The organism is Geodermatophilus sp. SYSU D00814 (assembly GCF_054050055.1).
Window position 1 is genome coordinate 121,739 of record NZ_JBJGYP010000010.1, and the last position, 22,512, is coordinate 144,250.

The window sequence follows — 22,512 nt, forward strand, 5'->3', positions numbered from 1 at the left end:
CTCGTCCCAGCCGTAACAGCCAGTGCAAGCCCGCAGCACGGATGCAGCGGGAGAACCGGAAGACCCGATTCCAAGGAGGAACACCGTGGGTCTGCGCATCAACCAGAACATCGCGGCGATGAACTCGTACCGCAACCTCTCGGCCACGGACACCCAGATGTCCAAGAGCCTGGAGAAGCTGTCGAGCGGCTTCCGCATCAACCGTGCTGCCGACGACGCCGCCGGTCTGGCGATCTCCGAGGGCCTGCGCTCGCAGGTCGGCGGGCTCAAGGTCGCCGTCCGCAACTCCCAGGACGGCATCTCCGTCGTCCAGACGGCGGAAGGCGCCCTGACCGAGGTCCACTCGATCCTGCAGCGCGTCCGTGACCTCGCCGTCCAGGCGGGTAACGACAGCAACAACGGCCAGTCGCGTGACGCGATCCAGACCGAGGCCACGCAGCTGATCTCCGAGCTGGACCGGATCGGCCAGGCGACCAACTTCAACGGGATCAAGCTGCTCAACGGCACCGCCGGCACCCTGAACTTCCAGGTCGGTGCCGACGGTGACGAGAACAGCAAGATCGCGGTCGACCTCAGCGGGGTCAACGTCTCGGGCATCGCGACCACGCTCGGCTCGACCGCCTCGGTCGGTGGCTCCACCAAGTTCGCACTGGCTACGGCACCGGTCTACAGCGGCGCCCTGACCTTCGCCTTCAGCACCGACGGCACGTCGACGGACACCAACTACTCCGTCTCCCTGGCGGCGGACGCCACCCGGGACAGTGCCGCCGAGCTGGCCGACGCCCTCAACGCCAACGCCGACTTCAACCAGAACATGACGGCTGCGGTCATCAAGGACGCCGACGGCAAGGCCACTCACATCGAGGTCCGGTCCAAGGACGGCAGCACGGTGAACGGTGGGACGATCGCCACCGCCGGTACGCCGAACGCCACCGTCTTCGCCGCCGGCAACGGCACGGCCGTCGCCGGCAGCAGCGGGGGCGTGGACTTCAGCGACAACGTGAAGGCCCAGGCGTCGATCACGCTGATCGACAAGCAGATCGTGGCGGTCTCCACGGCCCGCGCCAACCTCGGTGCCCTGCAGAACCGCTTCGAGCACACGATCAACAACCTGAACGTGTCGGTCGAGAACCTGTCCGCGTCGGAGTCGCGCATCCGCGACGCCGACATGGCCCAGGAGATGATGCAGTTCACCCGCAACCAGATCCTGTCCCAGGCCGGCACCGCGATGCTCGCCCAGGCCAACCAGGGTTCGCAGGGCGTCCTGCAGCTGCTCCGCTGATCCCCGTCCAGGGACGGCTGACGCAGTAGCGCCACCGCACCACCCGGTGAGGGGGGAGGTCTTCCGACCTCCCCCCTCACTGGCGTACACCCATCCCCACCGACCGGGAGGCATCCCCCGTGGCAGGCATGAGCGTCGACGGACTGGTCTCCGGACTCGACACCACCAGCCTCATCAGTCAGCTCGTCCAGGCCGAGGCCGCGCCGCAGGCCCAGCTGAAGACCAAGCTGTCCGTCACCAACGCGTCGGCCACGGCCTACCGGACGATCAACACCCGCTTCGACGCCGTGCGCACCGCCGCGGAGGCGCTGACGAAGCCCGAGGCCTGGTCCGCGGCCCGGGCGACCAGCTCCTCGTCCACGGTGACGGCCACCACGGGCACGGCGCCCCAGACCGGCACGGTGACGTTCGCGGTCACCCAGCTCGCAACCGCCCACTCCGTGCGGAGCACGGCGACCTGGTCGACGACGACGGCTGACTTCGGGGCCACCTCGATCAGCGTGGCCGCCGGCGGCACCACGACCGCCGTCGCGCTGGACACCGACGGCAACGGCACGGCGACGCTGGCCGAGGCGGCCGCCGCGATCAACAAGAAGCCGGAGCTCGGGCTGACCGCCACGGTCCTGCAGACCGGCCCGGGCGAGTACCGCCTCCAGGTCACCACGAAGAGCTCCGGGGCCGCCGGCAGCTTCTCCCTCAGCGGGGGGCCGGCCTTCGTCGACCTCACCAAGGGCCAGAACGCCGTCCTGCACATCGGAGGGGCGACCGACGGGTTCGATGTCACGTCGACCACCAACACCTTCACCGACCTGATCCCGGGCACCTCGATCACGGTGAGCAAGGCGGACAAGGACGCGGCCGTGACCGTCGACGTCGCCGCCGACCCGCAGGCCGTGGCCGGCAAGGTCAAGGCCCTGGTCGACGCCGTGAACAACGCGCTGAGCGGCATCAAGACCTACACGGCCGCCGACGGCGGTGCCACGGCTGTGCTCAAGGGCGACTCGGGTCTGTCGGCGCTGGCCAGCAGCCTGCGCTCGGCCGTCTCCTACGCCGTCGGTGGCGACGGCTCCCCCAACCGCGCAGGCATCCAGCTGAACAGGGACGGCACGGTCACCTTCGACCAGGAGCGGTTCGTGGCGGCGCTGAAGGCCGACCCCGGCCTCGCCCGCAGGATCGTCGACGGCTCGCCCGCCGCCGGCACCGCGGCCGCCGTCCCCGGCGTCGCGGACCGGGTGCTGGAGCTCGCGCAGAAGGCGACCGACACGACCACCGGCACGCTCACCATGCTCGCGAAGGGCCGCGACGCGCTGGCCAAGGACATCCAGACCCGCATCGACGCCTGGGACCTCCGCCTCGCCCAGCGCAAGCAGACGCTGACCCGCCAGTTCACCGCGATGGAGACCGCGCTGAGCGCCATGAAGAACCAGTCGAACTGGCTGGCCGGCCAGATCGCCTCGCTCCCCAGCTCAAGCTGACCAGCTGCCCGGCCGACACTCCCCCTGACCCCTCTTCCCCAGGAGACAGCCCGATGAGTGCCGCTTCCCTCCGCGCCCGTTACGTCGGCGACGCCGTCACGACGGCCTCCCCCCAGCGCCTGCTGGTCATGCTCTACGACCGGCTCGCCCTGGACCTGGAGCGTGCGCTGACCGCGCTGGGGGACGGCGACCGGCAGGCCGCCGGCGCCCAGCTGCAGCACGCCCAGGACATCGTCCTGGAGCTGCAGTCGAGCCTGCGGGTCGACGCCTGGGAGGGCGGCCCCCGCCTCGCGGCGCTCTACAGCTGGCTGCTCACCGAGATGGTCCAGGCCAACGTGCGGGCTGACCGGAGCCGCGTGCGGTCCTGCCTCCAGGTCGTCGAACCGCTGCGCGACGCGTGGCGCCAGGCCGCAGCGAGCATGGCGGCGAGCACCGCATGAGCGCGCCGCGCTCCTCCGAGGAGCAGCGGCGGGCCGAGTGGGCCGCCGCCCTCGAGGAGATGGAGGTCGAGGTCCTCGACGCCGAGCGCTCGATCCGCGGCGACCGCGCCGACGAGATCGCCGCCTGGGGCCGGCGCATGGAGGACTGGACGCCGCCCACGATGCTCGGGCCGCTCCCGCCGGACCTGCGCGAACGGGCCGCGCGGCTGCTGCAGCACCAGCTCGCCGTCGCCGAGGAGCTCGTCGAGCGGATCACCCAGTCCCAGCGGCAGCGCGACGTCGCCGCCCGCATGGCCTACCGCCCCCGCCCCGTCGCGGCGTTCGTCGACAGGGCGCTCTGACCGCTCCTGGCACATCTGCACAGCTCCCGACCCGGCCGGGTCCGCCTCACGGCGGGCCCGGCCGTCGTCGTCCCGCCCCCAGGAGTGCCATCTGCACGACGGAGGCACCTCGTGGGGCACGGGGGGGGACTCCCCCCGGCTCGTCCCCCTCGATCGCGCCCCCCGTCACACCGGTCACCTCCGTCACGGATCGTGGTCAAGGTCTGACGAGGCGATGCCGATGACGGCCCTGCACGGACAGCACCACTCTCGCCACGGATCGGCGGCCCCTCCCTCGCGCTCGCGCGCGGGGGTCCCCGACGTACCCGGAGGCACCCCGTGTCCTGCCGTCCTGCCCACCGGCGGTCCGCCCGATGATCGGCGACGTCACGACGGCGACGCTGCACGCGGCGCTGAGTGGCCTGGCCCAGCGCCAGCGCGTGACGGCGGACAACATCGCCAACGTCCAGACGCCGGGCTTCCTCGCCGGCCGGACCGACTTCGAGTCCTCGCTGCGCGCCGAGCTGCGCCAGGGCCGGACGCCGACGGTCTCCGGTGGCGCGATCGCCCGCTCGCTGGAGCCCACGCGGACGGACGGCAACAACGTGAACCTCGACAGCGAGACGGTCATCGCCACCGAGACCGGCCTGCGCTACCAGCTCGCGCTGACCGCGCTCGACGGCAAGTACAGCGGTCTGCGCACGGCCCTCAGGACGGCGTGACGTGTTCGACAGCATCGACATCTCCGGGTCCGGCCTGTCGGTCCACCGCCGCTGGATGGACGCCGTCTCGGACAACATCGCCAACGTCAACACCGTCAGCTCCACCGACGGCGAGGCGTTCCGCGAGCGCATGGTCGTCGCGCAGGCCGTCGACTACGGCTCCGGCGAGGGCGGCGTGCGCATCGCCGGCGCGGAGTTCGGCAGCGGCGAGGGCCGGCTGGTGTACGAGCCCGACCACCCGCTGGCCGACGCCGAGGGCTACGTGCGCTACCCCGATATCGACCTCGGCGACCAGATGACCCAGCTGATCATGGCCCAGCGCGGCTACCAGGCGAACCTGGCGTCCCTGGAGCGGGCGACCTCCGCCTACCAGGCCGCCCTGCAGCTCGGGAAGGGCTGATCGGTGTTCGAGCTCACGAGAACACGAGAAGACAGAGCACCTCAGGGCGTGCGCTCGACGAGCGCCAGCGAGGAGGAAGCGTGACCTCCCCCATCGGCGGCATCTCGCTGCCCACCGTCCCGACCGTCGGCCCCCTGCAGGCCACGGAGGCCGCCCAGGCCGCCCAGCCGGCGGCCCCGGCCTCCGGCGAGGGCTTCGCCGCGGCGCTCACCGGGGCGCTCGAGCAGCTCGGGGCGCTGCAGTCGACCCGGGACGACCTGGCCGTGCAGGCCGCCACCGGCGACCTGCGTGACGTGCACGACTACATGATCGCGGCCCAGGAGTCCTCCGTGGCCACCGAGATGGTCGTGACCCTGAAGAACAAGGCCGTCGAGGCCTTCACCGAGATCATGAGGATGCCGGTCTGATGCCTCCCGCACTGGCGGGGCCGCTGGCGAAGGTGCGCGGCACCCTGGCCACGATCAGCCTGGGCCAGAAGGTCGTCATCGGCCTGCTGGTCGCCGGGCTGGCCCTCGGCGGCTTCGTCTTCTACCGCTGGGTCACGACGCCGACCATGGCGCCGCTGTTCTCCAACCTCGCCTCGACCGACGCCTCGGCGATCGTCGAGGAGCTCAACGCCGGCGGCGTCGCCTACGAGCTCGCCGACGGCGGCCAGACGATCCTGGTCGCCAACGACGCCGTCTACGACCTGCGGCTGCAGATGAGCGGCAAGGGCCTGCCCGCGGGCTCGGAGACCGGGTACGCGCTGCTCGACGAGCAGGGCATCACCACCAGCGAGTTCCAGCAGCAGGTGCAGTACCAGCGCGCCATCGAGGGCGAGCTCGCCAACACCCTCGAGGCGCTCGACGGCGTCTCGCAGGCGGTCGTGCACGTGGCGCTGCCCGAGGAGGAGGTGTTCGCCTCCGACGAGGCCGAGCCGACCGCCTCGGTGCTCCTCGACGTCGAGCGCGGCACCCAGCTGACCGGTGAGCAGGTCGCCTCGATCACCAACCTGGTCTCCTCGAGCATCGAGGGGATGGAGCCCGAGCAGGTCACCGTCAGCGACTCCTCCGGGCAGCTGCTCTCGGCCGCCGGGACGGGGCTCACCTCGGCCGCCGGCGACGCCCGCTCGCAGATGGAGTCGGACTACGAGACCCGGCTGGCCGCCAACGCGCAGGCCATCCTCGACCGGGTGCTCGGCCCCGGGCACGCGGAGGTCTCGGTGCGCGCCGACCTCGACATGTCCCAGCGCGACAGCACCGCGACCACCTACGGCTACACCGACGGCACCCCGCCGGTGTCCCAGCAGAGCTCGACGGAGACCTACACCGGGGACGGCACCGCCGTGGGCGGCGTGCTGGGCCCGGAGAACACCGCCGACGCCGCGAACGGCACCGGCGGCGGGCAGTCCGAGTACTCGACGGAGTCCTCGACGTCGAACAACGCCGTCGACCAGACGGTCACCAACACCGTGACCGCGCCCGGCGAGGTCAAGCGGCTCACCGTCGCCGTCGTCATGGACGACACCGTGGCCGGCGGGCTCAACCAGGCGCAGGTGCAGGACCTGGTGAGCAACGCGGTGGGCCTCGACGAGGCCCGCGGCGACGACATCAGCGTCGCCTCGCTGGCCTTCGACACGAAGGCCGCCGACGAGGCCGCCGCCGCCATGGCCGAGGCCCGCGAGGCCGAGCAGCAGGCCCAGATGTGGTCGCTCATCCGGACCGGCGGCATCGGCCTCGGCATCGCGCTCCTCGTCCTGGTCGTGTGGCTGCGCTCGCGCCGCCGCGGCGACGACGAGGAGGACGAGGACGACGAGCCCTACGAGATCGACGACGGCCTGATGGCCGAGCTGGAGCGGCTGCGGGTGGCCAGCTCCCGCGACGACACCGCCGTGCTGGACACCCGTGCACTGGAGCTGGAGGCCGCCGAGCGCCAGCGCGTCCGAGGGGAGATCGCCTCGATGGTCAGCGAACGTCCCGACGAGGTGGCGCAGATGCTGCGCGGCTGGCTGAGTGACGTCCGATGACGCTGGCATCGGTCGAGCAGCTGGTCGGCGCGGGCGGGACCAACCTGCCCGCCCTGCCGCCGGCGCCGCCGCGCCCGGAGATGCCGGGCCTGCGCAAGGCCGCCGTCTTCCTCGCCCAGATGAGCAAGGAGGAGGCCGGGCTGCTGCTGTCCAAGCTCAACGCCCGCGAGGTCGAGGCCCTCACCCGCGAGATCATGAAGCTCGGCACGGTGGAGCCCGAGGACGTCGACGGCGTCCTGTCGGAGTTCCACACGATGATGGCCGCCCAGCGCTTCGTGGGCCGCGGCGGCGTCGACTTCGCCCGCGAGATCCTCGCCGCGGGCCTCGGCGAGGACAAGGCCGAGGGCATCCTCGCCCGGCTCAACGTCGTCTACACCGAGGTGCCCTTCGCCTCGCTGCGCAACGCCGACGTCCGCCAGCTGGTCACCTTCCTCAAGGACGAGCACCCGCAGGTCATCGCGCTGGTGCTGGCCCACCTGTCGGCCGGGCAGTCCGCCGAGGTGCTCTCCGGTTTCAGCCCCGAGCAGCAGGCCGAGGTCGCCCACCGGATCGCGACGATGGACCGCACCTCCCCGGAGATGGTGCGGCTGGTCGAGGAGGAGCTCAGCCGGCGCATGGGGTCGCTGCTGGCCCACCAGGACATGTCCACCGTCGGCGGCGTCGAGACCCTCGTCGAGATCATCAACCGCTCGCCGCGGCCCACCGAGCGCTCCATCCTCGAGTGGCTGGACTCCTCCGACCCGGAGCTGGCCGAGCAGGTGCGCGCGCAGATGTTCGTCTTCGAGGACATCGTCACGATCGACGACCGCTCCATGCAGCTGGTGCTGCGCGAGGTCGCCTCCAGCGACCTGGCCACCGCGCTCAAGGGCGTGCGCCCCGACGTCCGCGACAAGGTGGTGCGGAACCTCTCCGAGCGCGCCGCGGAGAACCTCGCCGAGGAGATCGAGCTGCTCGGCCCGGTCCGCGCCCGCACCGTCGAGGAGTCGCAGGGCAAGATCGTCGCGGTCATCCGCACGCTCGAGGAGCAGGGCGTGCTGACCATCTCCCGCGGTGGGGACGATGAGTTCGTCTCCTGACGGCCGCCGATCGGTCCTGCTGCGCGGGGCCTCGGCCAGCGCCGCGGCCCCCTACCGGCAGGTCGCCGGGACGACCGTGCCCCCGGCACCGCGGCCGGCCCCCGCGCCGGCACCGGCCGGCCCCTCGCCGGTGGTCGCCTCCGCCCCCGAGGTCACCGTCGAGCGGCGGACGGCGAGCCGCCGCGCCGCCGACGTCCCGGTGCCCAACGGCCGCGGCGTGCTGCGCCTGGGCGACGTCTACGCCGAGGAGCTGACCCGGCTGCGCGAGTTCGCCCGCCGGGAGGGCTTCGCCGCCGGGCACGCCGAGGGCGTGGCCGCCGCCGGGCAGGTCGTCGCCGAGGCCGAGGCCGCCGCGGCCGCGCGGCTCGCCGAGGTGCAGGCCCGCTGGGAGCGCCGCACGGCCTCGGCCACCGCGGCCCTCGGCGCCGCGGCCGCCGCCCTGGAGGCCGCGGCCGTGCCCACCGCCGACGACGTCCGCGACACCGTGCTCGACGGCGCCCTGGGCCTGGTCGAGGAGCTGCTCGGCCGCGAGCTGTCGGCGTCGACCACCGCCGGCCTCGACGCCGTGCGCCGCGCGCTGACCCTCGTCCCCACCGACGCCCCCGCGGTCGTCCGGCTGCACCCCGACGACCTCGCCGAGGTCCCGCCGCACGCCCTGGCCGCGCTGCCCCCCACGGTCACGGTGGTCGGTGACGACGCCGTCGAGCGGGCCGGGGCGGTCGCCGAGTGCGGCCCGCGCCGGGTCGACGCGCAGCTGTCGACGGCGCTGGCGCGGGTGCGGGCGGTGCTGTCGGCATGAGCGGCGCCGCCGCCCTGCTGTCCCGGGCCCGGCTGGCCGCCCGGCCGCAGCTGACCGGCTCCGTCGTCGGCGCCATGGGACTGACCGTCACCGTCGAGGGCGTCGTCGCCGCCGTCGGTGACCTCGTCGAGGTGGGCCCGGGCCTGCTCGCCGAGGTCGTCGCCGTCTCCCGCGACCGGCTGACCTGCATGCCGCTGGGCGAGATCTCGGGCGTGCACGCCGGCGCGCCGGTCCGCGCCACCGGCATGCCGCTGCAGGTGCCCGTCGGCGAGGCGCTGCTGGGCCGCGTGCTCGACGGGCTGGGCCGGCCGGTCGACGGGCACGGCCCGCTCGGCGCCGGGGTCGACTGGGTGGACCTGGCCAGCGAGACCCCGCACGCGCTCTCCCGCCGCCGGGTGGAGGAGCCGCTGCCGGTCGGCGTCCGCGCGCTGGACACCCTGGTGCCGGTCGGCAAGGGGCAGCGGCTGGGCATCTTCGCCGGCTCGGGCGTCGGCAAGTCCACGCTGCTCGCGCAGATCACCCGCGGCACCGAGGCCGACGTCCGGGTCATCGGGCTGATCGGCGAGCGGGGCCGGGAGGTCAAGGAGTTCCTCGAGGAGAACCTCGGCGCGGAGGGGCTGGCGCGCACCGTCGTCGTCGTCGCCACCTCCGACGAGCCGCCACTGGTGCGGCTCAAGGCCGCGTTCGTGGCCACCCGCATCGCCGAGGGCTTCCGCGACCAGGGCCGCGACGTGCTGCTGCTCATGGACTCCATCACCCGCACCGCGATGGCCCAGCGCGAGGTGGGCCTGTCCGCCGGGGAGCCGCCGGCCACCCGCGGCTACCCGCCGAGCGTGTTCGCGATGATGCCGCGGCTGCTGGAGAAGGCCGGCCCCGGCTCCACCGGGTCGATCACCGGGCTCTACACCGTGCTCGTCGAGGGCGACGACCACAACGAGCCGATCGCCGACACCGCCCGCTCCATCCTCGACGGGCACGTGGTGCTCACCCGCCGGCTGGCGACCGCCGGCCACTTCCCCGCCGTCGACGTGCTGGAGTCGATCTCCCGCGTCGCCGGCGCGGTCACCGCCCCGGCGCGGATGGCCGACGCCCGCGAGATGCGTCGGCTCATGGGCGCGCTGCGCGACGTCAAGGAGCTCGTCGAGATCGGCGCCTACCAGGCCGGCAGCGACCCCCTGGTCGACCGGGCCCGCCTGCTCTCCCCCGCCATCGACGCCTTCCTGCGCCAGTCGCTGGAGGACAGCACCGCCCCCGACGACGCCTGGGCGATGCTGCACCGGCTCGTGACCGCGGGCTGACGTGGGCAAGCGCGCGACCTTCCGCCTCGAGCCCGTGCTGCGGGTGCGCGCCGCCGCCGAGGAGGCCGCCCAGCGGGCGGCGGCCGAGGCCGAGGCCGCCGCCCGCGACGCCGCCGGCCGCGCCGAGGAGCTGGCCGCCGCGCTCGCCGGCCGGGTGCCGCCCGCGTCGTCCCCCGCGCCCGTCTTCCTCGCCGCGATGGTCGCATCGGCGGCCGCGGCTGCCGATGTAGCAGCCGCACGGTCGACGGCGCAGGCCTCGGCCGAGCAGGCGGACCTGCTGCGCCAGCGGTGGACCGCCGCCGCCCAGGAGACCCGGGCGCTGGAGAAGCTGCGCGAGCGGCACCTCCTCGCGCTGCGGGCCGCCGAGCTGACCGCCGAGGAGCGCGCGGTCGACGACCTGGTCACGCGCCGGCACGCGGTGCGGGCCACCGACAACGGGGAGGAGGAGCCGTGGAGGGCCTGACCGCGGTGCACGGCCGCATCGCCGAGATCCAGAACCGGATCCTCACCCTGGCCTCGGCGTCGTCGACGTCGACGTCCGCGGCGTGGGCGAGCGCCGCGGCCACCGCCGGGCTCACCGGCACGGCCCCGGCCGCGGCGACCGGGACGCCCCCGGCCGCCGGCAGCGGCCGCGAGGGGCAGGTGGTGGCCGCCGCGCAGCGCTACCTCGGCGTCCCCTACGCGTGGGGCGGCACCGACCCGTCGGTGGGCCTGGACTGCTCGGGCCTGGTGCAGCGCGTCTTCGCCGACGTCGGCATCGACCTGCCGCGCACCAGCTCCCAGCAGGCCACCGCCGGCACCCCGGTCGCGAGCCTGGCCGAGGCCCGCCCCGGCGACCTGGTGTTCTTCGACAACTCGCCGTCGCGCCCCGGCATCGACCACGTCGGCATCTACGTCGGCGACGGGAAGATGATCGCCGCGCCGCAGGAGGGCGACGTCGTCCGGGTGCAGGACGTCGGCACCCCGTCGGTCGTCCGCCGCGTGCTGCCCGCCGCGGCCGCCGCGCCCCCGGCCACCGGCGGTGCCGGCCTGGCCGGGGTCCCCTACGCCGACCTGTTCACCGCCGCCGGCGCCCGCCACGGCGTCGACCCGGCGCTGCTGGCCGCCGTGGCGCAGGTGGAGTCCGGCTTCGACTCCGCCGCCGTCTCCCCCGCCGGCGCCACCGGGCTCATGCAGTTCATGCCGGCCACCGCGGCCGGCCTCGGCGTGGACGCGTCGGACCCGGCGTCCGCGGTCGACGGCGCGGCCCGCTACCTGCGCCAGCTCACCGACCGCTTCGGCTCCACCGACCTCGCCCTGGCCGCCTACAACGCCGGGCCGGGTGCGGTGGCCCGCGCCGGCGGCGTCCCGCCGTACGCCGAGACCCAGTCCTACGTCCGCAAGGTCACCAGCGCCGCGGAGGCCTACTCGTGACAGCACCCGCCCTGCCCGCCGTCCTCCCCGCGGCGCCGACCGCGGCGCCGTCTACCGAGCCGTCCGGCCCGTCGGCGGAGTTCGCGTCCGCCCTCGACGGCGCCGTGGCCGACCGCGGCCGTGCCGGCGACCGTCCCGGCCGGGCCGTGGGCCGCGACGGCGAGGCCGCGCCCCCCGAGGACGACGCCGCCGCCGTCCCCGCCGGTGAGGACGCCGCCGCGACGGCGCCCGCCGCCCCCGCCGCGGCCGGGGCCCTGCCCGCCGGGTGGGCGCTGGCCCTCGCCCTGGGGACCGCGGTGCCGCCCGCGACCGCCGCCGGCACCCCGGCCGAGGACACGCCCGCCGTCCCCGCCGCTCCCGGTGCCGCCGCCGCGTCCGGCGGGGTCGCCGACGGCACGGTCGCCGTCCCCGGCGTCGCCGCCGGCCTGCCCACCGGCGCGGTCCCCCCCTCCCCCGCGGGCACCCCGCTGCCGGCCGCCGTCGCGCCGGACGGCACCGTCCCCGCGACCGCTCCCCCGGCCGCCACCCAGGCCGCCGCCCCCGCTCCGGATCCCGCCGCCGCCGGGCTGCCCGCCGGGCTCGTGGTCGTGCCGGCCGCCGACCCGGCCCCCGTCGTGCCGTCGCCTCCCGCCGTGGTGCCCGTCCTCGCCGAGCCGGCGCCGCGGCCGGGACCGGCCGACGCCCCCGCGCGACACGAACCCACGGCACCCGAGGCGGCACCGGCCGGCACCGCGCCGGCCGCCGCCCCGCTCCCCGCACCGGCCCCCGCCGCGGCGGTGCCGGTCGCGGCCGCCGCACCGCGGGCCGACGTCCCCCAGCCGCCGGTCGCCGCGCAGGTCACGCCCGCCGTCGCCACGCTGGCCTCCGGGCCCGACGGCACGCACACGATGACCCTGGTGCTCACCCCGGAGACCCTCGGCCAGGTCGAGGTCCGGGTCACCGTGCACGCCGGCACGCTCGACCTGAGCCTGCGCGGGGTGTCCGACGCCGGCCGCGCCGCGCTGCTCGACGCCCTGCCCGACCTGCGCCGCGACCTGGAGTCCGCCGGGCTGACCTGCTCGCGGCTGCAGGTCGACCGCGAGCAGGCCGGCTCGGGTTCGTCACAGGCGCAGTCCGGCTGGCAGCAGTCCCGCCAGCAGTCGGAGGAGCACGGCCGGGGCCAGGGCCACGGTCCGGGCCGCGGCCCCGCCGACGACCGCGGCCGCCCGTGGCTGCGCACCGACCCCGACGGGAGCCGACCGGCTGCCGCCGCGACCCACCCCGCGTCGAGCGCCCTCGACGTGCGGGCCTGAGAGGAGCCGACGATGACCGGACCCGTGGGCGGCGTGGGCAGCACCTCCCCCGCCGTTCCCCAGACCGCCACCAGCTCGGTGGACCGCGCCGACCAGATGGGCAAGGACACCTTCCTGCAGCTCCTGGTCGCGCAGATGAAGTACCAGGACCCGGGCAACCCCACGAGCACGACCGAGTTCATGTCGCAGACGGCGACCTTCACCCAGGTGGAGAAGCTCGAGGAGATCGCCTCGCAGAACGCCGCGCTGCTGTCCCTGCAGCGGTCGCTGTCGGCCGGTGCCCTGGTCGGCCACGCGGTCAGCTGGACCGCGGAGGACGGCACGACGCAGACCGGGACGGTGTCCTCGGTCCGCTTCGGCGACGACGAGCCCCTGGCCGTCGTCGGGGGCCAGGAGGTCCCCCTCGGCCGCCTGACCGAGATCTCCCTGCCGGCCCAGACCGGCGCCTGACCCCCGCTCCCCTCCCGAGAGGACCCTCCCCGTGCTGCGCTCGATGTTCTCGGCCATCTCCGGCCTGCGTGCCCACCAGACCAAGCTCGACGTGACCGGCAACAACATCGCCAACGTCAACACCGTCGGCTACAAGAGCTCCCAGACCGTCTTCGAGGACACCCTGTCCCAGGTCGTCCGCAACGGCTCGGCGCCCACCGACCAGGCCGGCGGCACCAACCCGGCGCAGGTCGGCCTCGGCGTCAAGGTCGCCGGCATCACCACCAACTTCGGCCAGGGCTCGACGCAGAACACTGGCCGCTCCACCGACTTCATGATCAGCGGCGACGGCTTCTTCGTGACCCGGGCCGGCAACGAGAACCTCTACACCCGCGCCGGGTCCTTCGACTACGACGGCGCCGGCAACCTCGTCACCCCCGACGGCGCCCAGCTGCAGGGCTGGATGGCCCAGGGCGGGCGGGTCGACACCAACGGCGCCCTCGGCCCGCTGACCATCCCCTTCGGCCAGGTCATGCCGCCCACCCCGACCCGCACGGGCACGGTCAGCGGCAACCTGTCGACGTCGGCGGTCGTCGCCTCGGCCGGGCCGCCGGTCGTCGAGGCCACGGCCGTGCAGACGCAGGTCACCGCCTACGACTCGCTGGGCACCGCCCACCAGATCGCGCTGACCTTCACCAAGACCGCCGCCAACCGCTGGTCGGTGGCCGCCTCGGAGAACGGCACCGCCATCGGCACCGCCCAGACGCTGGGCTTCAGCGCCTCCACCGGCCTGGCCACCGGCGACACCAGCTTCGAGCTCGGGGTCACCGGCGCCAACTGGCCCGGCGGCATCGCGATCGACCTGTCGGGGATGACCGAGTTCGGCGGCAAGACCGCGCTCACCCCGAGCGGTGTCGACGGCAACGCCATGGGCACGCTGCAGTCGATCTCGCTCAGCGGCGACGGCACGATCATGGGCGTCTACTCCAACAGCCTGCGCGAGCCGATCGGCAAGCTCGCCCTGGCCACCTTCGCCAACCCCGGCGGCCTGTCGAAGGCCGGCAACACCAGCTACCGGGTGGGCGACAACTCCGGCCAGCCCGTCATCGGCGAGGCCGGCACCGGCGGCCGCGGCTCGCTGACGGCAGGCGCGCTGGAGATGAGCAACGTCGACCTGGCCGAGGAGTTCACCGGCCTGATCGTCGCCCAGCGCGGGTTCCAGGCCAACAGCCGCGTCATCACCAGCTCCGACGAGGTGCTGCAGGACCTGGTCAACCTCAAGCGCTGACGAAGGACCCCCCTGCTCCCCACCACTCGCGAGCTCGTGGCGGGTCCCTGCAGGGGGGCCGTTCCAGCACGTCACCACGCTCGGCGCGGGCCCCTGCGAGCGGGCCGTTCCAGCACGTCACCACGCTCGGCGCGGGCCCCTGCGAGCGGGCCCTTTCCAGCACGTCACCGACTCGCGGCCCGGCACCCGTTCCCCGGGGTGCCGGGCCGCGCCCCGTGGCACTCCCGGGGCGGGTGGGACGGCGGTGCCGCGTCACCCGCCGGGGTGGTGCGGCGGGCCGTGTTCGGCTCAAGCAGTCCCGGCGCGGGACCGATGGTCCCTGCAGCCGCTTCCCCTCTCCGCACGAGCAGAAGGACCGACCCGTGATCCGTGTGACGCGCCTGAACGGGGAGCACTTCGCGCTCAACCCCGACCTCATCGAGCGCGTGGAGGGCCACCCCGACACCGTGATCTCCCTGGTCGACGGCACCCGCTACGTCGTCAGCGAGGGCGTCGACGAGGTGCTCGACGAGATCCGCGAGTACCGGGCGAGCATCCTCGCCACCGCCTACGCGATGGACCGCGGCACCTACCGCACCACCAGCGGCCCCACCGCCGCCGACGACACCACGACGGCCTCCGTCGTCCCCTTCCCGGCCCGCGAGGAGCGCTGATCCGTGGACCCCGCCACCCTCGTCGGGTTCGTCGTCTCGATGGTCGCCCTCCTGGCCTTCATGGTCCTGGAGGGCTCGGACCCGACGACCCTGCTGTTCCTCCCCGCGATCGTCCTGGTGATCGTCGCGACCTTCGGCGCGGCGATGTCCAGCCAGACGCTCGACGACCTCAAGAAGCTGCCCGCCTGGTTCAAGCTCGCCGTGGTGCCGGCCAAGGTGCCGCCCGCCGCCGACCAGATCAAGGTCCTGGTGGCCCTCGCGGAGAAGGCGCGCAAGGAGGGCCTGCTCGCGCTCGAGGCGCAGGTGAAGGCGATCGAGGACCCGTTCCTCAAGCGCGGCCTGCAGATGGGCATCGACGGCACCGACCCCGAGGAGCTGCGCGCGGTCCTCGAGAGCGAGATCGCCGCCAAGAAGGCGGAGGACAAGGTCGCCGCCAAGTTCATGAACGCGATGGGCGGCTACGCGCCGACCATCGGCATCGTCGGCTGCATCGTCGGCCTGATGAACGTCATGGGGAACCTCAGCAACCCCGAGGCGCTCGGCCCGATGATCGCCTCGGCGTTCGTCGCCACGCTGTGGGGCGTCATGGCCGCCAACTTCTGGTTCCTCCCCATGGGCGCCAAGATCCTGCGCGTCAGCGAGCTGCAGGCCGCGCAGATGGAGCTGCTGGTCGAGGGCATCGCCGAGATCCAGGCCGGCACCAGCCCGCGCGCCGTCCGGCTCAAGCTCACCTCCCTCATCCCGCCCAGTGAGGTCGCCAAGGAGGCCGCGTGAGTGGCGGCCACGGCGGCCGGAGGCGGGGGAAGAAGCACGAGGAGGAGGAGCACGAGAACCACGAGCGGTGGCTGGTGTCCTACGCCGACATGATGACGCTGCTGCTCGTCCTCTTCGTGGTCCTCTTCGCGATGAGCCAGGTGGACAAGGAGAAGTTCGCCGCGCTGGCCAGCGGGCTCTCGCAGGCCTTCGGCGCCCCGGTCACCGCCCTGCAGGGGTCGGCGGGCAACCCCGAGGCCTCCGTCCTCGACTCCCTCGACGCCGCCGTCGACGTCCAGATCCCGCCGGCCCCGGCGGCGCAGGACTCCGTCGACGCCGCGGCCGCCGAGGCCGCCCGGCAGGAGGCCCAGCGGGTCGCCGCCGAGGCGCGGGCGGAGTACGACGAGCTCGCCGCCGTGCGCGCCGCGATCGACGCCGCGCTCGCCGCCGCCGGCCAGGCCGGCACGGCGCGCTACGAGATCGACGAGCGCGGCCTGGTCGTGCACATCGTGTCCGACCCGGTGCTGTTCGGCCCCGAGGAGGCCGACCTGCAGCCCACCGGCCGCGCCGTCCTCGGCGCCGTCGCCCCCGCGCTGGCCGGCGTGCCCAACCAGCTCGCCGTCGAGGGGCACGCCAACTCCCTGCCGGTCACCCGCGGCGGGCCGTGGCCGTCGAACTGGGAGCTGTCGGCCTACCGCGCCACCACGGTGGTCCGCTTCCTCGCCGCCTCCGGGGTCCCCCAGGAGCGACTGCAGGGCACCGGCTACTCCGACACGCGGCCGATGGTGCCCGCCTCCGACCCCGACGCACTGTCCCTCAACCGCCGCGTCGACGTCGTCGTGCTGTCCGACGCCTCCGCCGAGGCGCGCGAGCTGCTGCCCGGCCTCGACGCACCCGCACAGGCACCCGCACAGGAAGGCATCCCCCAGTGAGCTCGACGACCAAGGCCAAGAAGAACGAGGAGGCTCCCGCCGAGGGCGAGGAGCCCAAGGGCGGCGGCCGCAGGAAGCTGCTGCTGGTGCTCGTCGTGCTGCTGGTCGCCCTCGGGGCCGCCGCCTACTTCTTCCTCTTCACCGGGGAGGCCGAGGCCGAGGAGCCGGTGGCCGGCGAGGTGGTCGCGCTCGAGCCGGTGACGGTCAACCTGGCCGGCGGCGGCTACCTCAAGATCGGCATCAGCCTGCAGACGACGGAGGACGCCGCCTCCGGTGGCCACGGCGGTGGCGGCGTCGACGGCTCCAAGGCCCTCGACCTGGTCATCTCCACCTACTCGCAGGCCCAGCCGGCCGACGTCACCGGGGCCCGCGAGGCGCTCAAGGAGGCGCTGGAGCAGAAGATCGTCGAGGCCTACACCGAGCACGAGGTGCCGATGGTCATGGGCATCTACTTCACCGAGTACGTCACCCAGTAGCCCGGCCGAGGGTGTGCGCCCGCGCCGCGTCCCGAGCTCGGGAACCCGGCTCCGGCGCACACCCTCGCTCCCCGTCGGACACCCAGTGACCTCCTGACGCACCACCCGTCACACCCTCCCCGGCTGACCGGCGGCGCCCCGCGCCGCCGGTCAGTTCGCGTTCGGGGCCCGCCGATGAGGAGGCCGTGACCCGCCCCGAGAACGCGACCGTGCCCGCCGGGCACGGGCCGCAGTCGCCGGCCGTGGGCGGCCGCAGCCGGCGCGGTGCGCCCCGCACCTACGACTTCCGCCGCCCGACGAAGCTCTCCCGCGAGCACGTGCGGGTGCTGCAGATCGCCCAGGAGGCCTTCGCCCGCCAGGCGACGACGGTCCTCACCACGATGCTGCGCACCGGCGCCCGCATGGAGCTGCTCGGCATCGAGCAGCACTCCTACGACGACTTCGTCGCGACGCTGCCCGACCCCTCGTTCCTGACGACGTTCAGCATGGACCCGCTGGCCGGCAAGGGCCTGCTGGCCTACCCGCTCGACATCGCCATGGCCGCCGTCGACCACATGCTCGGCGGCTCCGGTGCCGCCCACCAGCCCGAGCGGCCGATGACGGCGATGGAGACCACCATCACCCACTCCCTGCTGATCCGGCTGCTGCAGGAGTTCGCCGCCGCCTTCCAGCACGTCAGCGACGTGCAGCCGGAGATCGACGGGATCGAGTACAACCCCGCCCTGGCGCAGGCCGCGGCGGGCTCGGACACCGTCATGGTGGCCCGCTACACGCTCTCGATCGGCAGCCGCGAGGGCGCGGCCGCGCTGGTGCTGCCGTTCTCCTCGTTCCACCAGGCGCTGGACAACGCCGCCTCGCCGCAGCTGTCGGAGTCCGCGCAGCGCAAGCGGCAGCGGGCCGCCGAACTGCTCGCCGAGCGGCTGGAGCTGGTCCCGGTCGACGTCAGCGTGCGGTTCTCCCCGCTCGAGGTGTCCTCGGAGGACCTGCTGTCGCTCACCGTCGGCGACGTTCTGCTGCTGCGCCACCCGCGCGACGCGCCGCTGGAGGTCACCACCAACGACGCCGTGTTCGCCCACGCCATCGCCAGCAACCACCGGCGCCGGCTGGCCGCCGCCATCGTCCCCGCCCCGTCGGCCCCGAAGGACCTCGCATGACCGCCACGCTCGACCACTCCCAGGCCTCCGAGGCCATCACCAGCGTCGTGGTGGCCGCCGCGCGCGCGGCGGGCGCCCTCGTCCCGGCCGGCGCCGAGCTCGTCGCCGGCGCCGCGGTCACCGACCCCGACGCCGTCCCCGTCCCGCCGGCCGCGGCCGCCGCGGTCAGCGCCCGGCTGTCCGGGGAGGTCACCGGCGACGTCGTCCTGGTGCTCTCCGCCGAGGTCGTCGAGGCCCTGGACAACTCCCCCGTCGGCCCGATGGACGTCGCCACCGCGCTGCGCCCCGCGCTGGAGGCGGCCGCGGCCACCCTCGGCCGGGTCCGCGTCGACAGCGAGCGCACGGAGGACCCGGTCACCGCCCTCGACGGGCTGCGCGACAAGGGCATGCTGGTGGCGGTGCCGCTGGCCGCCGGCGCCGAGCACGTCGCGACGCTCGCGCTGCAGGTCACCCTGCCGACGGCGCCGCGCGCCCGCCGCGGCAGCCTGGACCTGCTGCGGCACGTGGCCATGGAGGTCACCGTCGAGATCGGCCGCACCCGGATGACCGTCGGCGAGCTGCTGTCGCTGCACCCAGGCGAGGTCGTCGAGCTCGACCGTGCCGCCAGCGCCCCGGCCGACCTGCTGGTCAACGGCACGCTCATCGCCCGCGGCGAGGTCGTCGTCGTCGACGAGGACTTCGGCCTGCGGATCAGCGAGATCGTGACCGACGCCGCCGCCGAGCTCGGGCAGGACCAGCCGTGACGTGGATGGTCGTGCGGCTGCTGCTGTCGCTGGCCTTCGTCGGCGGCGTGCTGTGGTTCGCCGCGCAGCTGGCGAAGAAGCGCGGCCTGGGCTCCTCCGGCGGCCTGGTCGAGGTCGTCGCCCACCAGCGGATGGGGCGCGCCAGCACCGTCAACGTGCTGCGCATCGCCGACCGGGTGCTCGTCGTCGGCGCCACCGAGCAGCAGGTCACCCTGCTCGCCGAGCTCGACGGCGAGGCGGTCGAGGCCACCCTCGCCGAGCGCGCCGAGGCGGCCGGGCGCCCGCCGGCCCTGCCCACCGCGCCCGGCCGCGTCGGCGGTGCGGTGGCCGGGTCGGTGCTCGACCGCGGCGCCTGGTCGACCCTGGTGGGCCAGTTGCGCGAGCGGACGGTCCGCCGCTGATGGACCGCACGCGCCGCGCCGCCGTCGTCGCCGCGGCCCTGCTCGGCTGCGCCGTCACCGGCGTGCTGCTGGCCGGGCCGGCCGCCGCCGCCCCGACCGCACCCACGCCCCCGACCGCGCCGACCGTCCCCGCCGTCGACGGCGGCGTGGACATCTCCGTGGGCAACGGCAGCCCCAGCACGTCGATCACGCTGATCCTCGCGGTCACCGTCCTGTCGGTGGCGCCGTCGGTGCTGCTGCTGGCGACGTCGTTCACCAAGATCACGATCGTCCTGTCGCTGACCCGCAACGCGCTGGGCCTGCAGCAGTCGCCGCCCAACTCGGTGCTCACCGGCATCGCCCTGTTCCTGACCCTGTTCGTCATGGGCCCGGTGTTCTCCGACGTCAACGAGGTCGCCGTCCAGCCCTACATGGACGGCACGATCACCGTCTCGCAGGCCTACGACGCCGGCGTCGTGCCGCTGCGGGAGTTCCTGCTCTCCAACACCCGCGACGACGAGCTCGAGCTCATGGTGGGCCTCTCCGGCGAGGAGCAGCCCGAGGACGCGGTGTCGGTCAGCATGACCACGCTGGTGCCGGCGTTCGTCCTCTCCGAGCTCAAGAGCGCCTTCATCATCGGGATCGTCGTGTTCATCCCGTTCCTGGTGCTCGACATGCTCGTCAGCGCCGCGCTCATGGCGATGGGCATGATGATGGTGCCGCCGTCGGTGGTGTCGCTGCCGTTCAAGCTGCTGCTGTTCGTGGTGGTCGACGGGTGGGCGCTGATCACCACCGCTCTCGTGGGCAGTTACTCGTGAGCGAGCTCGCGAGCTCACGCGTGGGCGCAGCACCCCCGGGCACGATGGCGACGAGCGCCAGCGAGGAGCCGTCGTGACCGACGCCGACGTCACCGAGATCGCCGTCGAGACCATGACGGTGGGCGCCAAGGTCGCCGCCCCCGTGCTGCTCACCGCGCTGCTGGTCGGGTTCCTCATCTCGCTGTTCCAGGCCGCGACCCAGATCCAGGAACCAACCCTGTCGTTCGTGCCGAAGATGATCGCGGTCTCCGTCGCGCTGCTGGTCACCGGCAACTGGGTGCTCGCCGAGATGGTCAGCTTCACCGAGCACCTGTTCGACCAGCTGCCGCACCTGCTCGGGCGGACCTGACCGGATGGACCTCGAGGTCCCGGCGGTCACCCTCGCGGCCCTGCTGCTCGCCACCGCCCGCGCGGCCGGATTCGTCCTGCTGGCCCCGCCGTTCAACACCCGGACCATCCCGGCGCCGGTCAAGGGCGCGCTGGCCCTGGCGCTGTCGGTCGCGCTGGTCGACCGTGTCGCCCCCGGCCTGCCCGAGCCGACCGCCGGCTTCCTCGTGGTCACCGCCGTCACCGAGGTCGCCATCGGCGCGGCGCTGGGCTTCGTCGTCCAGCTGTTCTTCACCGCGGTGCAGTTCGCCGGGGAACTCATCGACGTCACCGGCGGCTTCACGCTGCAGCCGGCCTACGACCCGCTGGCCATGACGATGAACTCCGTCATGGGCAAGCTGCACTCGCTGCTGGCCACGACGCTGCTGTTCACCAGCGGCGGGCACCTGCTGCTGGTGCGCGGCTTCGCCACCTCCTACGAGGGCCTGCCGGTGACCGGCGGCTACCCCGCCGAGTCGATCGGCGAGGTGGTGATGACCGCCTTCTCGATGATGTTCCTGGCCGCGCTGCAGATCGCCGGGCCCATGGTGGCGGTGCTGCTGCTGGCCGACGTCGCCCTCGCCCTGCTGTCGCGGGCGGCGCCGGCGCTGAACATCTTCGCGATCGGCTTCCCCGTGAAGATCATGCTGACCCTGGCGCTGCTGGGGCTGACCTTCCCCCTGCTGCCCTCGGCCCTCGACGCCCTGCTCGAGGAGGCCACCCGCGCCGTCGTCGGACTCCGGAGTGGGTGAGGCCCGGTGGCCAAGGACGGACCGGGCGGTGAGAAGACCGAGAAGCCCACTCCCAAGCGCCTGAAGGAGGCGCGCAAGGAGGGGCAGATCCCCCGCACCCAGGAGCTGGGCACCTGGGCGGGGGTGGCGGTGGCCAGCGCCCTGCTGCCGATGATGGTCGGCAACACCTTCGACGAGGTCGGCCGGCTGTTCCTGCAGGTCGGCGTGGTGGTCGAGGACCCCCGGGTGGAGCGGGTCGACCCGCTGCTCGGCCAGGCGCTGTCGGCCTTCCTCGCGACCGTGCTGCCGGTGGCGCTGGCACTGCTGCTCACCGGCGTGCTCGCCTCGGCCGCGCAGGGCGGGGTGGCGCTGGCGACCAAGGGCATGAAGCCCACGCTGAAGAAGCTCAACCCCTTCCCCGGGATGAAGCGGATGTTCGGCACCCACGGGCTGTGGGAGGCGGCCAAGGCGGTGATCAAGACGATCGCCCTCGGCGTCGTCGTGGTCACCACCAGCGACCGGGCGCAGGAGCTGGTCTCGGCGTCGGGCGCGCTGCCGCTGTCGGCGGTCACCTCCGCCGTCGCCGACTCCGCCGTCCTGATGTTCCGGGTCGTGGCGGTCACCGGCCTGGTCATCGCGATCGCCGACTACGTCGTGGTCCGGGTGCAGACGAGGAAGAAGCTGCTCATGACCCGGTACGAGGTCGAGCAGGAGCACAAGAACTCCGAGGGCGACCCGCACGTGAAGGGCCAGCGCCGGTCGATGCAGCTGGCGATGTCGCGCAACCGGATGATGGCCGAGGTCGCCGAGGCCGACGTCCTGCTGGTCAACCCGACGCACGTCGCCGTCGCACTGCGGTACCAGCCCGAGCGCGGCGCCCCGCGCGTGGTGGCCAAGGGCGCCGACGAGATCGCCGCCCGGCTGCGCGAGCGGGCCGCCGAGGCGCGGGTGCCGATGGTGCAGGACGTGCCGCTGGCCCGGGCGCTGCACGCCTCCTGCGAGATCGGCCAGGAGGTGCCGCCGCAGCTGTTCACCGCCGTCGCGCGGGTGCTCGCCTTCGTGATGCAGCTGGGCGCGCGGGGCGTGCGCGGCGGCTTCCACCGCCCGGGGTTCGAGGCGCCCGACGTCACCGGGCTGCCGCGGGCCGGCCGCCGGAGGGCGCCGATCGCCTCCTGACCCGGGCACTTCTGCGGCAGTGCCCGGGAAGGGCGGGCACTTCCGCGGAAGTGCCCGGGTGGTGGGGCTGCTGTGACGGGTGGGCCGAACG

At 74.1% G+C, this 22,512-nt stretch carries 27 protein-coding genes; all 27 read left to right on the forward strand.

Annotation, left to right across the window (positions count from 1 at the left end; translation table 11 throughout):
• The first annotated feature begins 85 nt into the window (after positions 1 to 85).
• The gene (locus ACI780_RS10005) at positions 86 to 1,282 is read left to right on the forward strand and encodes a flagellin N-terminal helical domain-containing protein (RefSeq protein ID WP_456869439.1); all 1,197 of its coding nucleotides are present in this window, start codon (positions 86 to 88) and stop codon (positions 1,280 to 1,282) included.
• Between the two features lie 128 nt (positions 1,283 to 1,410).
• A complete protein-coding gene (fliD, locus tag ACI780_RS10010) occupies positions 1,411 to 2,757 on the forward strand; it encodes a flagellar filament capping protein FliD (protein ID WP_456869440.1) in 1,347 nt (448 codons plus the stop codon).
• A gap of 53 nt (positions 2,758 to 2,810) precedes the next feature.
• Positions 2,811 to 3,197, forward strand: a complete 387-nt coding sequence (gene fliS / locus ACI780_RS10015) for a flagellar export chaperone FliS (protein WP_456869441.1) — start codon at positions 2,811 to 2,813, stop codon at positions 3,195 to 3,197.
• Positions 3,194 to 3,538 (forward strand): hypothetical protein, encoded by a 345-nt coding sequence (locus ACI780_RS10020; RefSeq protein WP_456869442.1) that lies wholly within the window; start codon positions 3,194 to 3,196, stop codon positions 3,536 to 3,538. Before fliS ends, ACI780_RS10020 begins: the two co-directional genes overlap by 4 nt.
• Before the next feature lie 353 nt (positions 3,539 to 3,891).
• Positions 3,892 to 4,239, forward strand: coding sequence for a flagellar basal body rod protein FlgB (gene flgB / locus ACI780_RS10025; RefSeq protein ID WP_456869443.1), 348 nt, complete (start codon positions 3,892 to 3,894; stop codon positions 4,237 to 4,239).
• Between the two features lies 1 nt (position 4,240).
• Complete coding sequence (gene flgC, locus ACI780_RS10030) at positions 4,241 to 4,639, forward strand: flagellar basal body rod protein FlgC (RefSeq protein ID WP_089404496.1); 399 nt, start codon at positions 4,241 to 4,243, stop codon at positions 4,637 to 4,639.
• An 80-nt stretch (positions 4,640 to 4,719) separates the two neighbouring features.
• Complete coding sequence (gene fliE, locus ACI780_RS10035; protein WP_456869444.1) at positions 4,720 to 5,046, forward strand: flagellar hook-basal body complex protein FliE; 327 nt, start codon at positions 4,720 to 4,722, stop codon at positions 5,044 to 5,046.
• Entirely contained in the window at positions 5,046 to 6,644 is a 1,599-nt protein-coding gene (fliF, locus tag ACI780_RS10040; RefSeq protein WP_457002615.1) for a flagellar basal-body MS-ring/collar protein FliF, read from the forward strand. The genes fliE and fliF overlap by 1 nt, the downstream gene beginning before the upstream one ends.
• A complete protein-coding gene (fliG, locus tag ACI780_RS10045) occupies positions 6,641 to 7,720 on the forward strand; it encodes a flagellar motor switch protein FliG (RefSeq protein WP_456869446.1) in 1,080 nt (359 codons plus the stop codon). Before fliF ends, fliG begins: the two co-directional genes overlap by 4 nt.
• Positions 7,704 to 8,519, forward strand: a complete 816-nt coding sequence (locus ACI780_RS10050) for a FliH/SctL family protein (RefSeq protein ID WP_457002618.1) — start codon at positions 7,704 to 7,706, stop codon at positions 8,517 to 8,519. Before fliG ends, ACI780_RS10050 begins: the two co-directional genes overlap by 17 nt.
• A complete protein-coding gene (locus ACI780_RS10055) occupies positions 8,516 to 9,817 on the forward strand; it encodes a FliI/YscN family ATPase (RefSeq protein ID WP_457002620.1) in 1,302 nt (433 codons plus the stop codon). The genes ACI780_RS10050 and ACI780_RS10055 overlap by 4 nt, the downstream gene beginning before the upstream one ends.
• 1 nt (position 9,818) lies before the next feature.
• A complete protein-coding gene (locus tag ACI780_RS10060; RefSeq protein ID WP_457002622.1) occupies positions 9,819 to 10,280 on the forward strand; it encodes a flagellar export protein FliJ in 462 nt (153 codons plus the stop codon).
• Positions 10,268 to 11,230, forward strand: coding sequence for an NlpC/P60 family protein (locus tag ACI780_RS10065; RefSeq protein WP_457002624.1), 963 nt, complete (start codon positions 10,268 to 10,270; stop codon positions 11,228 to 11,230). The genes ACI780_RS10060 and ACI780_RS10065 overlap by 13 nt, the downstream gene beginning before the upstream one ends.
• Positions 11,227 to 12,522, forward strand: a complete 1,296-nt coding sequence (locus ACI780_RS10070) for a flagellar hook-length control protein FliK (protein WP_457002626.1) — start codon at positions 11,227 to 11,229, stop codon at positions 12,520 to 12,522. The genes ACI780_RS10065 and ACI780_RS10070 overlap by 4 nt, the downstream gene beginning before the upstream one ends.
• 12 nt (positions 12,523 to 12,534) lie before the next feature.
• The gene (locus tag ACI780_RS10075) at positions 12,535 to 12,972 is read left to right on the forward strand and encodes a flagellar hook capping FlgD N-terminal domain-containing protein (protein WP_457002628.1); all 438 of its coding nucleotides are present in this window, start codon (positions 12,535 to 12,537) and stop codon (positions 12,970 to 12,972) included.
• A gap of 31 nt (positions 12,973 to 13,003) precedes the next feature.
• Complete coding sequence (locus tag ACI780_RS10080; RefSeq protein ID WP_456869453.1) at positions 13,004 to 14,239, forward strand: flagellar hook protein FlgE; 1,236 nt, start codon at positions 13,004 to 13,006, stop codon at positions 14,237 to 14,239.
• Positions 14,240 to 14,601: 362 nt separating this feature from the next.
• Positions 14,602 to 14,892, forward strand: a complete 291-nt coding sequence (locus ACI780_RS10085; RefSeq protein WP_457002630.1) for a flagellar FlbD family protein — start codon at positions 14,602 to 14,604, stop codon at positions 14,890 to 14,892.
• Between the two features lie 3 nt (positions 14,893 to 14,895).
• Complete coding sequence (locus tag ACI780_RS10090; protein ID WP_456869455.1) at positions 14,896 to 15,666, forward strand: motility protein A; 771 nt, start codon at positions 14,896 to 14,898, stop codon at positions 15,664 to 15,666.
• A complete protein-coding gene (locus tag ACI780_RS10095; protein WP_457002633.1) occupies positions 15,663 to 16,577 on the forward strand; it encodes a flagellar motor protein MotB in 915 nt (304 codons plus the stop codon). The genes ACI780_RS10090 and ACI780_RS10095 overlap by 4 nt, the downstream gene beginning before the upstream one ends.
• Entirely contained in the window at positions 16,574 to 17,053 is a 480-nt protein-coding gene (locus ACI780_RS10100; RefSeq protein ID WP_456869457.1) for a flagellar basal body-associated FliL family protein, read from the forward strand. The genes ACI780_RS10095 and ACI780_RS10100 overlap by 4 nt, the downstream gene beginning before the upstream one ends.
• A gap of 185 nt (positions 17,054 to 17,238) precedes the next feature.
• Positions 17,239 to 18,207: a flagellar motor switch protein FliM gene (locus ACI780_RS10105; protein WP_457002635.1), complete on the forward strand. Its 969-nt coding sequence runs from the start codon at positions 17,239 to 17,241 to the stop codon at positions 18,205 to 18,207.
• Positions 18,204 to 18,950, forward strand: coding sequence for a flagellar motor switch protein FliN (fliN, locus tag ACI780_RS10110; protein ID WP_456869459.1), 747 nt, complete (start codon positions 18,204 to 18,206; stop codon positions 18,948 to 18,950). The genes ACI780_RS10105 and fliN overlap by 4 nt, the downstream gene beginning before the upstream one ends.
• A gap of 5 nt (positions 18,951 to 18,955) precedes the next feature.
• A complete protein-coding gene (locus tag ACI780_RS10115) occupies positions 18,956 to 19,351 on the forward strand; it encodes a FliO/MopB family protein (protein WP_457002667.1) in 396 nt (131 codons plus the stop codon).
• The gene (fliP, locus tag ACI780_RS10120) at positions 19,351 to 20,148 is read left to right on the forward strand and encodes a flagellar type III secretion system pore protein FliP (protein WP_457002637.1); all 798 of its coding nucleotides are present in this window, start codon (positions 19,351 to 19,353) and stop codon (positions 20,146 to 20,148) included. The genes ACI780_RS10115 and fliP overlap by 1 nt, the downstream gene beginning before the upstream one ends.
• A gap of 73 nt (positions 20,149 to 20,221) precedes the next feature.
• Complete coding sequence (gene fliQ / locus ACI780_RS10125; protein ID WP_457002639.1) at positions 20,222 to 20,497, forward strand: flagellar biosynthesis protein FliQ; 276 nt, start codon at positions 20,222 to 20,224, stop codon at positions 20,495 to 20,497.
• A gap of 4 nt (positions 20,498 to 20,501) precedes the next feature.
• Complete coding sequence (gene fliR, locus ACI780_RS10130; RefSeq protein WP_456869462.1) at positions 20,502 to 21,266, forward strand: flagellar biosynthetic protein FliR; 765 nt, start codon at positions 20,502 to 20,504, stop codon at positions 21,264 to 21,266.
• Between the two features lie 6 nt (positions 21,267 to 21,272).
• Complete coding sequence (locus ACI780_RS10135; RefSeq protein ID WP_457002641.1) at positions 21,273 to 22,421, forward strand: EscU/YscU/HrcU family type III secretion system export apparatus switch protein; 1,149 nt, start codon at positions 21,273 to 21,275, stop codon at positions 22,419 to 22,421.
• Positions 22,422 to 22,512 lie beyond the last annotated feature (91 nt).